Source organism: Pseudorhodoferax soli (genome assembly GCF_003337555.1).
GTDB lineage: Bacteria > Pseudomonadota > Gammaproteobacteria > Burkholderiales > Burkholderiaceae_C > Pseudorhodoferax > Pseudorhodoferax soli.
Genome location: NZ_QPJK01000013.1, coordinates 208,486 through 222,480, shown reverse-complemented (window position 1 = coordinate 222,480; position 13,995 = coordinate 208,486). Strand labels below are relative to the sequence as shown.

The window sequence follows — 13,995 nt, the reverse complement described above, 5'->3', positions numbered from 1 at the left end:
CCAAAGAGAAGGCGACCCCGGTGCCCCCGTCCCTCCGCTGGCGCTCCGGGCAACCTGCGGTGCTCGCGGCCTGGGCGCATTGCACAACTCGCACCGTTCACTGCGTTCACTCAGCTCGAACAAGTGCAATGAGTCAGTTATTGAAGCGCGAGGTTCCCCGCGCCGCCCAGGCCACTGCGCTCCTCGGCGTGGGCACAGGGGGAACTCCCACACGGGCCATCGCTGCGCTCGGCCTGGGGCTCGGGCCTTCGCTGCGCTCGGCCTCGAATTCGCGTTGCGCGAGGCGCTGAACGCCATGCCTGCCGACCAGCGCACCGTCCGCCACCTGCACGTGAAGGCCCCGCGTGCCGAGCACGCCCGCCGCCTGCTGCCGGTGCTGGAAGACGCACTGCGCTGCGCCAGCCTGGGCGACGCCGAGGGCACGCGGCTGCTCGTGGTGCGCCGGCTCGCGCTGGGGCCGGTGGCGGCCGGCATCTCGGCGCAGGCCCTGTCACGCCTGATCGAGCAGCGCAGCGCCGAGGCCGTGCAGCACTGGGTCGATGCCACCCACGCCACGGCCGACACTGCCGCCTGCGTGGCATTCAGCGGCGCGCTGGACGCGCGCGTGCAACTGGCACTGCGCCTGCTGCGCGGCCAGCCGTGCACCGCCTGGTACTGGCCGCTGGCCGTGCCCGAGTACAGCGCGCAGGCGGATGTGGCGACCAACCTGCGCGTGATCGCCTGGACCGTGGCCAGGTGGCCCGAGGCGCGCAGCGCACTGCCGGCGTGGCTGGCCGCCGCCGTGCACGCAGGGCAGGCAGCGGCGCTGGCGCAGGCCATCGGGCCGGCGCTGGGGCCGGCGCTGGTTCAGCAAGCCGGGCTGGGGTCGGTGCCGGCGCAGCCCACGGACGCCGTGGCACGCCCGGCGCACGGCCCCTTCGCGCGCCGCGGCGACCTGGCACACCAGGCCGCGCCCGCCGCAGGTCCACGCGCGCCGCTGCCGCCCTGGCTGCAACACGCGCTGCGGCTGGCACCGCCAACGTGGTTGCCGCCGACCTCGGCGGCACCGGAGACGGCACCCCTGGCGCCCGACCTGGGCGCGCCGCCTGACAGCCCTGCGCCGGTGCCGGCCGTAGCAGCGCCCAAGCCGACGCGCGTGCGCCGCCGGCAGTCCGCACCACCCCGCGCGCAAGAGCAGCAGACCCGGGCCGCACCCATCACTCCGGACTTGCCTGAGCCAGGGCTCCCGGCCAAGCCCGCCCCCCAACCGCTGGCCCAGCCGCCCTGGCGCGAACCCACCGCCTGGGGCGGCCTGCTGTTCCTGCTGCCCGTGCTGCAGCGCCTGCAGTGGCCGCAGTGGCTGGACACCCAGCCCGCCGACGCCGGGCCGCGCTGCACCGCCATGCTGCTGCACCTGGCGCTGCGCCGCCTGGCCGCGCCGCCGGACGATCCGCTCTGGCAGCTCGCCCTGCCGCTGCCCCCCGACGAAGACCTGCACGTCGCCCTCGCCGGCTGGCTGGCCGACGCACGCCGCTGGCTGCACCGCGCCGGCCGCCTGGGCCTGGTCACGCTGGCACGCCGCCCCGCCCGCGTGGCGCTCACGCCTACCCACGTGGACCTGTTCTTCCGCCTCGACCAGGGCAACCTGCGGCTGCGCCGCCTGGGCCTGGACCTGGACCCCGGCTGGCTGCCCTGGCTCGGCCGCGTGGTCGCCTTCCACTACGGGGATGTGCCGTGAACGCCCCCGGCACCCACCGCCACCTGCTGGCGCCGACGACCCCACCACTGGCCGAGACGGCCCTGCTGCAACTGGCCCCCGCCACGGCCGAGGCCGATGCCGCGCCCGAAGCCCAGTGGCTGGCCGGCCTGCACGCGCGCTGGCCGCTGGCGCAAGACCTGGCCACGGCGCTGCAGCAGTGGCAGGACCAGCCGCCCGACTGCGACGCGGCTCTGCACCGGCTGGCCCAGGCCTTCGCGCTGACCGAGGTCGAACGCCTGGCCGTCGCGCTGGCCCTGGCCGTGGACACCGACCCGCTGGCCGCCCGCGCGGTCGGCTGGCTGCAGGCGCCGCTGCGCGAGCTGCGGCCCACGGCCGGCCTGGTGGCCGCGCTGCACGCCGGGCCGGGCGGCGACGCCGCCGCCAGCCTGGCCACGCTGCTGGACGGCGCGGCGCTGCGGCACCAGCTGCTGCGCCTGGTCGAGGCGCCCGAGCGCACGCTGCCCGACACCGCGCTGGCCCTGCCCACGCCCGTGGTGCTGGCCGCGCGCGGCGCGCGCGGGCACTGGCCGGGCGTGACGCTGGAAGAACCCGGCGCCCCGCTGCCGCCCAGCCTGCAGTGCGAGGCCGAGCGCCATGCCGGCCTGCTCGCGGCTAGCGCGACGGGCGCCGGCGCGCTGGTGCTGCGCAGCGCCCACCCCGCCGAAGCGCGCAGGGCCGCCGCCGCAGTGGCCGCGCTGCTGGGCCGCCGCACGGCCTGCATCGATGGCGCCGAGCCGCCGGCGGGCCTGTCGGCCTGGCTGGTGCTGCACGGCGCATTGCCGGTGTTCTGCGCCCCACTGGCGCCCGGCGAGCGCCGCCGCGTGCCGGCGCTGGCGCCCGCCACCGGCCCCTGCCTGCTGGCCAGCGGCCCAGACGGCAGCTGGACGCTGGACGGCCACGCGCCGGCCGAATGGGTTCTGGCACTGCCCACCGCCGCCGAGCGCAGCGCCCTGTGGGCCCAGGGCGGCGCCGATGCCACGCTCGCCGCCGAACTCGGCGCGCGGCACCGGCACAGCGCCGCGCGCATCGCCGCGCTGTGCCGCGCCGCCGGCCCCGGCGCGCTGCAGCGCCCCGCCCTGCACCGCGCCGCGCGGCAGCAGCGCAGCGAGCTCGGCACGCTGGCCGAGGCCCTGCCCACCGACGTGCCCGACGCCGCCCTTGTGCTGGCCGCGCCGCTGCGCGCCGAGCTGGCCCACCTGCTGCAGCGCTGCCGGCTGCGCGACGGCCTCGCCGACGGCCTGGGCCCCGGTGCGCGCACGCGCTACCGGCCCGGCGTGCGGGCGCTGCTGGTCGGCGCCTCGGGCACCGGCAAGACGCTGTCGGCCGGGTGGATCGCCACGCGGCTGTCGATGCCGCTGTACCGCGTCGACCTGGCGGCGGTGACCAGCAAGTACATCGGCGAGACCGAGAAGAACCTGGCCGAGCTGTTCGCGCGGGCCGAGCACGACGAGGTGGTGCTGCTGTTCGACGAGGCCGACGCGCTGTTCGGCAAGCGCACCGAGGTCAAGGACGCCAACGACCGCTTCGCCAACCAGCAGACCAACTACCTGCTGCAGCGCATCGAGAGCTACGACGGCATCGTGCTGCTGACCAGCAACAGCCGCGCGCGCTTCGACAGCGCGTTCACGCGCCGGCTCGACGCCATCCTCGAATTCCCCGCGCCCGGCCCGGAGGAGCGGCGCGCGCTGTGGCTGGCCCACCTGGGCGAGGCCCACGCACTGGCACCGGCCGCGCTGAACCGGCTGGCCGCCGGCTGCGAACTGGCGGGCGGCCACATCCGCAACGTGGTGCTGGGCGCGCGCGCGGCGGCCGGCGGCGGCAGCATCGACGCGCCAGCCCTGGCCGCCGCGCTGGGTGCCGAGTACCGCAAGCTCGGCAAGTCCATGCCGGCCATGCTGCTGGCCCCGGCGGGCTGAGGCCATGGGCCGCGCCGCGCTCCCGGCGCACCTGCGCGCGCGCGACCGCCCGCCCGCCGCCACGGCGGCGCGCCGGACCGGCGCAGCGCCGCACGAGGCCGCGCCCGTGGCCGGGCCCGACAGCGCCGCGGCCGACGCCGCGCCGGCCTGGCCGCGCTATCTGCCACTGCAGGCCGCGCCCGGGGCACAGGCGTTCGGCGCTGGATCGGTGCTGGATGCGCGTCTGGATCGCCCGCTGGATGCCCGCCTTGACGCCCGCCTCGATGCTGGCTTTGATGCGCCACTGCTGCCGCTGTACCCGGCCGACGCATCTCCGCTTGCGCCACCGCGGCGCGACGAGCCCATGGTGCGGTCCATACCGCCCGAGGCTGCCCTGCCCCGTGCTGCGGCCAGCCCGGCGGCGCCGGCCGCGGCCCCCGCCCCCGCGCCCGCCGCTGCCGCCACACCTGCCGCCGCACCCGGCACCGCTGCCGCAGCCGACGCGCCCGCCGCTGACCGTCCAGCGCCCGGCCCAGCCGCCCCCGGCACCCCGGGCGCGGCCACACCCGGCGCCGCCACCGGACGCCCTGCCGGCAGTGGTGGCGGGCCGGCCGGCCCGCCCCGCGCCGACGGCCAGCCTGCCGCAGAAGGAGAAGACGGCCAGGCCGAGGGCACAGCCCTGCCCGACGCTGTCGACGCGCTAGCCGACGCCGCGCTGCAGGCGCCCCCGCTGCCCTGGCAGGCCCTCGACGCCCCCTGGGAAGCACCCACCGAACTGCCCGGCGATGCGCTGCAGGCTGCGGCGGAGCCTGGCCGTCCACCGCGCCCGGCAGCCGCGGCGCCGGCCGGCCGCGACGCCGCGGCCACGCCGCCCGCCGGCACCAACGCCGAAGACCAGCGGCGCGCCCTGCGCGAGGCCGCAGGCCAGGCGCGCCAGGCCTACGCCGGCACCGCCGACCAGCTGCGCGGAATGCACCAGCAGCTGCTGGCACGCGCCAACGACATCAGCCACTACATGGCCCAGGCCCATGGCCTGCAGGCCGGCGAGATCGTGCAGCGCCACGACCTGGACGGCGGCGCCATCGACCAGGCCGCCGACGCGGCCGCCGCCGCAACCGAGGAGGCCGGCCAGATGGCGGCCATGGCGGTGGACTCGGCAGCGCTGGACGCCGGCCAGGCCATCGCCGCGGCCGGCCGCAGCGCGCACGGCCTCATCAACGCCGGCGAGCGCAGCGGCGCAGCCCGCATCGCCAGCGTCGTCGGCGGCCTGGTCAGCGGCCATGTGTCGGCCTACAACGGTGCCGTGCGCCAGGCCCAGGAGGCCCACCAGGCGGCCAGCCGGAGCTTGGCGCAGTGGAGCGAGGCGCGTGCCACGCACTACTCGTCGCAGCGCGGCGCCTGGCTGGCGCGGGCCAAGAACGAGAAGCGCCAGCTGCGCATCCCGCGCTGGGTCGATCCCGAGGTCAAGGGCCTGGAGCAGCGCTTCGACGCCAAGAAGCAGGCCTGGGAGCAATCGCGCGACACCACTGCGTGCAGCCTGTCGTGCAGCTACCAGGCAGCGCTGGCCGGCGAGAACGCGCGCCTGGCCACGCAGGGCCGCACCAGCGTGGCCGCGGCGCTGCGCCAGGCGCGCAGCCGGCTGCGCGAGCAGCAGCAGGCCGCGCAACGGGCGCTGGCGTCGCTCACGCAGGGCCAGCTGCAGCAGCTGCGCACCCAGCAGCGCGCCGCCCGGAGCCGGCTCAACAGCCAGGCGCGCGGCGCGCTGAGCGGCGTGCGGCGCGAGGCGCAGCAGGCCGTGGGCGGCCTGCAAGCCGCCACGCGCGGCGCGCTGCCGACCTACCTGCGCACGGCCCAGGGCCTGGAGCAGAACCTGCGCGCCAGCGCCGCGCGCGGCGCGCCAGCGCTGCGCCAGGCGGCCGAACGTGCGCCCGATGGCGCGCTGCAGGGCGCACGGGCCAGCAGCGACCGGCTGGACCAGCGCCTGCAGGCCAACCAGCAGCGGCTGGAGGGCACCCTGGCCGAACAGGCCGGCGCGCAGCTGCAGCGCTCCGAGCAGGAGGCCAGCGGGCTGCAGGCCACGCTGGCCCAGCTGCAGGCCCAGGGCGCCGCGCAGCGCGCGCAGAGCACGGCCGGGGTCACCGAGGCCTTCGGCGGCCTGGCCGGCACGGTGACGCAGGCGGCCCAGTCCTGGGCCCAGCCGCTCACGGTGCGCATGGCCGGCTTCATCGCCCAGCAGCGCGCCCAGGCCGCCAGCGCGCTGGCCAGCCTGCGCAGCGACGCGCCCGCCGCCACGCCGGCCCCGCCCCCGCCGGCGGCCGACAGCGGCGGCCCGCCGGCGGCGCCTGCACCGGACTGTGGGCACTGCGCCAGCGCCGGCGGTGGGGGCGGCGCCGCGGCCGGCGGTCCGGCCCCGGGTCTGGACCGCCAGGTCCGCGAGGAGGTGGACTACAACGCCACGCGCAACGAACCGGCCACCTACTTCGCCAGCCAGCTGGAGGCCGCCGGCGCCGAGACCCAGACCGCGCTGGACGGCCGCGCCAACCGGGTCGTGGGCGCGCTGGGCGGCGGCTTCGCGGGCACCGTGGACGAGTCCGGCGTGCTGGCCGCGCTGCGCGGCATGACGCTGGCCCAGGGCCGCGCGCTGGACACCCAGGTCTACCCGCGCCGCCACCGCGGCCGGCACCTGGACACCGACCTGCGCCGCGAACTGGGCGCCGACAGCACCGACTACGAAGCCGCCAGCGCCTACCTGTACGGCGACAACGTGACCGGCGCCCGGCTGGAGCTGGCCGATTCGCTGGGCACCTTCAACGACGACGAGGCGCGCATCGAGGAGGTCATGCGCGCGCTGTCGCCCGAGCAACTGGCCGCGCTGGGCCGCGATGCCGGCGGCACCATGGCCGAGGTGCGCGACGCGCTGGGCGGCACCGACCGCGAGGTGTTCGACGCACTGGCCCGCGGCGAGCACGCCACGGCCGACGCGCTGCGGCTGCGCGACGCGGTGGACGAGGCGCGCGTGGACGGCGAGGCCGATGCCGTGCACAGCGCCATCGAGCGCTACACCGGCGCGCCGCCCGACGGCGACTGGCGTGCGGCGCAGGAGATGGACGGCGACACGCGGCGCCAGGCCGTGGTGCAGGCGCTGGGCGGCATCGTCACCGACGCGGCGGTGGCGCGCGGCATTGCGCCCGGCACCGATGTCGGGGGTCTCAGCGCCGAGGACCGCGCCGCGGCCTACGTCAGCCGCGACATCGATGTCTACGTGGGCGGCGCCGGCCCCGAGGGCGAGCCGCAGATGGTCACGCGGCGGCTGGAGGGTGCCAACCGCGACCTGGCCGGCGCGCTGCTGCGCCACGGCGAGAGCAGCGTGGAGGCGCGCGCGGCGCGGCTGGGCGTGGAGATGCAGCGCACCGGCGATCCGCCCAACGCCGTCAACATCGACCGAGCCACCTTCGACCCGCGCTTTCGCGCCGACCTGTCGGCCGCCAGCCCGGCCGAGCGCGAGGCCCACCGCCGCGCGGCCGAGGAGCGCGCGCGCGTGGTGATGCTGGCCGCCGAGCGCTATGCGGGCGGCGCCACCACGCCCGAGGACTTCGCGCCCGCCCACGACCCGGCCAACCCGGCCGCGGCCATGGACGACACGCGCGTGACGGCCGCGCGCGACCGCGTGATCGGCCAGCTGCAGACCCGCTTCGGCTCCGACAGCACGGGCGCCGCGCTGGCCACCGGCCTGCTGACCGACGCCCGGCCCTCGCCCGAGACCGCGGCGCTGGCCATGCAGCATGCGATGGCCGGTTGCGGCACCAACGAGGACCTGCTGTTCCGCTTCACCGAGCGGATGGACCGCGACGAGATCGCGGCGATGCGCGCGGCCTACCGGCGCAACACCGGCAACTCGCTCGACGCCGACCTGGGCACCTTCGGCGAAGGCTTCCTGGGCGAGGTCTCGGGCGACGACCGCCTGCGCATGGAACGCGCCCTGCTCGGCCAGCCGCGCAACGACCGCGAGCGGCTGGAGGTGGCGGCCTTCGCCATCGAGCAGCAGCGCCGCGAGGCCAGCGGCTTCGGCGCCTGGCTGGCCGACGGCACGCTGGCCGACGAGGCCATGGGCGAGACCGAGACCGAACTGCGCACGCTGGCCGGCGGGCCGCTGGCCTTCGGCCCGCGCGGCGAGGTCATCATGCGCGCGGCCAGCCCCAATTTCGACGCCCAGGGCCGCTACACCGGTGGCGACCGCGACACCTTCGCCGCGACCACCGCCACGGCCCAGGCCATCGCCGAGACCTATGGCCGGCGCATCGACGCCTTCGCCGACATCGCCACCACCGGCATCGCCATCCTGGGCGCCATCGCCGCGGCGGTGATCACGGTGGCCACCGGCGGCGCGGCCGGGCCGCTGATCGCCGCGGCCATCGTGACCGGGCTGGCCTCGATGTCGGCCAACTACGCGATCAAGGGCGGGCGCTACGGCTGGGAGCAGGCCGCGGTGGACCTGGGCATGACGGCGGTGCAGGCGGTGACGGCCGGCGTCGGCGCGCAGCTGGGCGCGGCGGCGCAGATCGCGTCCAAGGGCGCGCAGGCGGCCAGCACCGCATCGCGCACGCTGGTCACGCTGTCGCGCATCTTCACCGGCAACCCGGTGATCGACCAGATCATCGTGGGCACCATCACCGGTTCCATCGGCGGCATGGCCAACGCCGCCTTCGACGAGCGCACCTGGGCCCACGGCGCGGACGACGCCATCGGCGCGCTCTTCGGCGGGCTGATCAAGGGCGGGCTGTCGGGCGCGGCGACGGCCACGCTGACCAACTCCATCGAGGCGCTGGGCCGCAACGGCGCCGTGATCGCCGAGCGCGCCCGCGCCTACGCCGCGCAGGGCGGCATGGCGCGCGGCCTGGTCGGCCTGGCCGGGCGCGGCATCGGCGGCATGGGCCGCGGCATTGACGCGGCGCTGAACATGTCGGCCCAGGGCGGCATGGCGCGAGGCGCCGGTGCCATGGCTGCGCGCGGCCTCACGCGCGGCAGCATCTCGGCCGTCGGCGGCATGGGCGGGCGCGCCACCGAAATCCTGGTGGACGCCGGCAGCGGCCGCTTCAAGGGCGACGCGGGCGATGCGCTGCTGGACATCGGCCAGGCCGGCGCACACGCCTTCGTGCAGGGCATCGGCGAAGGCGCGGGCGAGTCCGTGGGCCAAGCCCGTCATGCGCGCGGCGCACAGCGCATGGAAGCGGAGATCGCCGCCGGCCGCGCCGAACGCGGCCTGCCGCCGCTGGCCCCCGACGCGCTGCAGGCCGCCGCGCACGACCTGGCCTTCATGAACCAGGTCGGCGAAGGCGGCGCGCTGGGCCGCGCCATCCACTTGGACCACGTGGTCACCCACGGCGGCCTGGAGCCCATGGCGGCGCCGGTGCGGCCGGCCGCACCCGAGGCGGCGCCAGCCGCGCACCCACCGGCCACCGAGGCGGGCGGCGCGGCCCCGCCGCACCAGGGTGGCGCAGATGGCAACGGTGGCGGCGGCGGCGATGGCGGCCCGCCCGGCGGCACCGGGGCCCATGCGGCGCCCGCAGCGCCCGACGGCGACGGCAACCGCCTGCTGCCCGGCCTGCGCAGCGCCGAGGTCGATGCCGCCATCGACGCCGCCCAGGCCGGCCCGGTGCTGCGCATCGGCGCAGACCAGCCGGGGGCCGACACGCGCCCGCTGCCGGCCGACCACGCCACGCTGGCCCAGCGCCAGCGCGCCGGCGCGCTGCACGAACAGGCCGACGGCCTGATGCAGCACGCCAATGCGCTGCTGGACACGGCCATCGCGCACGAGGCCGCCGCCGCGCTGGCCGACAGCCACAACCCGCGCCGCGCCGCCGCGTTGCGCGCCGAAGCCGACCGGCTGCTGAACCAGGCCGTGGACCTGGAGGCCCATGCCACGGGGCTGCGCGCCGAGGCGGCCGAGTTCGCGAGCGGGCGCCGCTCGGCCACGGCCGACCTGCCCGGCCCGGACGACGTGGACGCGCTGTTCGCCGGCCTGGCCAGCGAGCAGCCGGGCCTGGTGCGCGTGCCGCTGTCCGACGTGGAGCGCAACCCGGCGCTGCTGCAGCGCCTGGTGCGTCCGCTGCTGGAGGGCGAAGGCGGCGGCCGCATGGTGTTCCGCGTGGAAAGCGAGCGCAGCCGCAGCCTGGTGCACGTGGACGCCCATGGCAACGTGACCATCGAGGGCGGCGCCTCGGCGCACCTGAACTTCGGCTCGTTCGAGCGCGCCGTGGAGTTCGTGCTGCAGAACAGCCAGGGCCGCGCCCGCATCATCGCGTTCGAGGTGGACGAGGGCTGGGTGCGCGCACTGCGCTCGGCCGCCATCCCCGAACACGGCACGGCCGACCTGCACGGCCAGCCGCGCCTGGTGGACGTGCGCTTCGCCGACGACCAGATGGAGATCCCGGCCGGCCTGATCGGCGAGCTGGGCCGCGCCGTCGTGCCGGGCAGCGGCCGGGTGCATGAGGTCGGCGCGCCCGGCGGCGGCCTGCCGCCAGCCGATGGCAGCGGCGGCCACGCACCGGCCGATGACGGCGCCGGCCCCGCCACGCCGCCGCCCGGCACCGGCCCGCGGCCCGCGCCGGGCCATACCGACGAGAGCGGCCACTCGACCACGGCGGCTGCCATCCCGGGCAGCGAGTTCCATGGCGGCTCGGGCTTCGTGGTGCGGCGCGGCGGCGCCTCGCTGGCCGAGGCCGAGGCCGGCGCCGCACTGCAACGGCTGATCGGGCCCGACGGCCAGTTGCACGGCACCGTGCGGCCGACCCGCAACGACCCGGGCGTGCTGCTGGTGCCGCAGCACGGCGGCGGCGAGCTGCAGGTGACGGTGCGCGTGGGCTCGGTGGAGCCCAACGCCGACGGCCTGCGCCCGGTGGCCACCTACCGGCGCAACGGCGACCGCGTGGAGATCACCGTGTCCGAGCACGCCTCGGCCGCACAGATCCAGCGCGCGCTGGCGCACGAGCTGAACGAGCTGCGCTTCTCGCGCCACCAGCGCGACGATGCGCTGCGCCCCGGCGTGCGCCCCACCCCGCCGCCGGACGCCAATGCCCAACTGTCGCGCCACGACCGTGGCCGCGTGGGCGAGGTCGAGCACCTGGCACGCGCCATCGAGACCGCCCGCAGCCAGGGCGACACCCGGGCCCTGGCCCGGCTGCAGGACGAGGCCGGCCGCCTGGTCGCACACCTGGGCCTGGTGCACGGCGGCGAGGCGGCCGATGCGCGGCGCGCGCTGGCCCTGTCGGCGCTGGAGCCCACGTCGGCCGGCCGCCGGCTGCTGGGCGAGATGGTGGAGGCGGCCCGCGCCAACCCCATGCTGGAGCCGCTGACGGGCAGCCTGGACGATGTGTTCGTGCTGGCGCGCCAGGCCGCCCACCAGCAGACGCTGGGCCGCGGCGACCACCAGCAGCTGGCGCTGGCCGCGCGCCGCGTGGTGGAGGAAGGCCTGGTGCGCAACGGCGGCCGCACGGTGGACCACGACGCCATCGCCCAGGCACGCGAGCAGTTGCCCGATCCGGCGGCCCGCGCGCTGCTGGACCGCGCCATCGACGAGGCCCGCGCCAAGGGCAGCGCGATCGAGCGCGAGATCGTGCGCGACCTGCGCGCGGCGCCCGATCCGCTGGCGCGCGAGCTGGCCGCGCAGCGCTTCGGCGACCACGTGAACTACCAGGATTTCGCGCTGTTCCAGGCCCGCTACCTGGCGGCTCACACCTCGCTGGACGGCGCAGACCCGGCACTGCAGCAGCGGCTCTTCACGCTGTGGGCCGGTGGCGCCTTCGTGACCGCGGGCGGCGGCGTGCGCGGCATCTCCATCGGCGCGGTGCGCGCCGTGGCCACCGACGTGCCGACGGCCGGCCTGAGCCTGCGCGACAACCCCGCGCAGGAAGCCCATGCCCGCGTGCAGACCGATGCGATCCGCGAGCGCAACGACATCCTGGCCGAGCTGGGCGGCAGGCCGCCGCCGAGCGGGCGCACGCCCGAGCAGTTGGCCACCGCGCTGAGCCAGGCCATGGTCACCATCCGCGACAGCGGCGAGGCCCTGGGCGAGCACGCCGCGAGCCGCTTCGCCACCGACACGCTGGGCCTGGGCACGCCGCTGCCCTGTTCGCGCACCGGTGCGGGCGTGCCCGACCTGGCCTTCAACGGGCCGGACGGCCGGCTGGTCGTGGTCGAGGCCAAGGGACCGCAGGCCGACCTGGGCTTTCGCCGCACGGCCGATGGCCGCCGCGCCGAGCAGGGCACGCCGGAGTACCTGGAGAGCCTGGCACGTGACATGATGCGGCCGACCAGCCCGGCCGACGTGCAGGCGCTTGGCGCGCGCATCCTGGCCGCCGTGCGGGCCAACCCGCCGCAGGTGGACTACTACGTGGTGCGCCAGCCGCTGGACCGCCGCGGCCGGCCCACGCCCCTGGAAGCGCAGAAGTTCGACCTGACCACCGGCCGCACCACGACCATGACCGCCACCACGCCGTGACCGCAGCACCCGACAACGCCGATCCGCGCGACCCCGTGCTGTGGCATGGCCATGCCCAGGCCCTCGCCACCCGCGACGCGCTGCGCGAGACCGTGCTGGCCGCGCACTACGACGACGATGCGGCGCAGCTGCTGGTGCTGGCCGCCGAGCGCGCGGCCCTCGCCTCGCTAGATGCCGGCGCCGCCGCCGGCGCCGTGCTCGCCGCGGCCCTGCGCGAGGGCGCGGCCTGCGGCGGCGCCGCGGCGCTGTGCGCGGCACGCACCGAAGGCCAGGCCGAGCTGGGGTTGGACGATGGCCGCACGCGCGTGTTCCGCGCCGGCGGCCGCGCCGGCATGAGCGGCCCGCGCTGGGCCCTCGCCACGGCAATGGCCAGCAGCGCGGGCGATGGCGTTGTGCTGGAGGTGCTGACCCATCCCGCGGCCGTGGCCGCCTGCCAGGAAGGCGCGCAGACGGCCGATCCGTTCTGGACACCGTACTGCGTGGGCTTGGCTGCGCTGTACCGCGGCGATGCCGCAGCCGGCACGCTGCTGCAGGCCGCGATGCAAGCTCTGCATGCGCCGCCGCGCATCGCCGATGCCACGCAGCTCGCCGAACTGCGGCGCCCTGTGCTGCAGCTGGCGCTGCAACTGGCGCAGGCCGACGCCCCGGCAGACGCCCCGGCCGCCGGCGCGGCCGGTGATGCGGCCGGTGATGCGACAGGTGATGCGACCGGGGACGCGGCCGCGGAAGTGGCCAGCGACGCACTGCTGCTGGCGCTGCAGGCCCACGCGCGCTACCACGGTGCGGGCCCGGGCCGGGGCGAGGCGCTGGGCCTGCTGGCCTTCGAGCTGGGCGGGCTGTGCGCCTGGGCGCAACGCGCGGGCCACCCGCTCGCGGCCCAGCCCGCCGCGCTGGCGGCGCTGCTGCCGCCGGTGCTGCCGCCCCGGGACGCGGCGTTGGTCTACCGCTTCGCGCCGCGCCGCATCCTGCACGACGGCGAGCCGCACTGGTTCCTGGACCTGCAGGGCTTCCCGCGCGCCGGGCGACGGCACGTCGTGGGCGAGCGCGACGGCGTGCTGCAGGCCATCTACGAGGCGCAGGGCGCGCCCGGCCTGCCGCCCAGCCGCGTTGCCTTTGCGCTGCCGGATGCCTCAGCTGCCCTCGGTTCCCCAGGTGCTCCAGGTGCCCCCGCGCCGCCGCCCTGGCCGCTGGCGCTGGACGCGACGGCTCTGCGGGGCTTGCTGCACAGCGGTACGGCACAGGCCCACGCCGAGGCCGAGCCGCTGCAGCAGGCCCTGGTGCGGTATGGCGTCGAGCACGTCGGGGAGGCCGCGAGCACCGAAAGCACCGGGCGCAACGGCGGCGGTGCCACTGCGCCGGCCGGCAACGCCCAGGCCATGGCCATGGCCAGCGCCGCGCTCATCTGCGCCGAGGCGATGCCGCTGCTGCAGGCCCTTGTCGGTGCGCAAGGCGCCGCACTGGCCGCGCAGCTGCGGCCCCGGCCCGAGGACTACGCGGCCGTGTTCCGCCCGGAGGTGGCCGCCGCGGCACGCCAGGCCTTCGATGCCGTGTGGGACGCCGCGCCGCCGCACCCGGCCCGTGCTGCGGCCGGCGCGCGCATCACCTGCCATGCGGCACCGGCCGGCATGCTGGCCGACGAGAACGCGCTGTCGCGTCCCTTCCCGGGCGGCTACCGCGTGTTGGCCGCGCTGCTGCAGCCACGGCGCGTGTGGCTGGCCTGGAAGGTCATCGCGCCGGGGCGCAACGCCGGCATGGCCTACGACGGCCTGGTCTGGCTGGACGACCGCTGGGCCTGGTTCCCCAAGCCGTACCGGGTGATGGCGGCGCTGCTGAAGACGTGAGGTGCAAATCGGGGATCATCGTCC

General features: G+C 77.3%; 4 protein-coding genes. All 4 read left to right on the top strand.

Annotation, left to right across the window (positions count from 1 at the left end):
- Positions 1 to 295 precede the first annotated feature (295 nt).
- From DES41_RS34000 to DES41_RS33985, 4 genes are read left to right on the top strand one after another with little or no spacing between them, the layout of a single operon-like run.
- Positions 296 to 1,717: a hypothetical protein gene (locus tag DES41_RS34000; RefSeq protein ID WP_147283044.1), complete on the top strand. Its 1,422-nt coding sequence runs from the start codon at positions 296 to 298 to the stop codon at positions 1,715 to 1,717.
- Positions 1,714 to 3,654, top strand: a complete 1,941-nt coding sequence (locus DES41_RS33995) for an AAA family ATPase (protein ID WP_114472049.1) — start codon at positions 1,714 to 1,716, stop codon at positions 3,652 to 3,654. The genes DES41_RS34000 and DES41_RS33995 overlap by 4 nt, the downstream gene beginning before the upstream one ends.
- Positions 3,655 to 3,658: 4 nt before the next feature.
- A complete protein-coding gene (locus tag DES41_RS33990; protein ID WP_114472048.1) occupies positions 3,659 to 12,130 on the top strand; it encodes a hypothetical protein in 8,472 nt (2,823 codons plus the stop codon).
- On the top strand, positions 12,127 to 13,971 hold the full coding sequence (locus tag DES41_RS33985) for a hypothetical protein (RefSeq protein WP_114472047.1): 1,845 nt from the start codon (positions 12,127 to 12,129) through the stop codon (positions 13,969 to 13,971). Before DES41_RS33990 ends, DES41_RS33985 begins: the two co-directional genes overlap by 4 nt.
- The last annotated feature ends 24 nt before the right edge of the window (positions 13,972 to 13,995 follow it).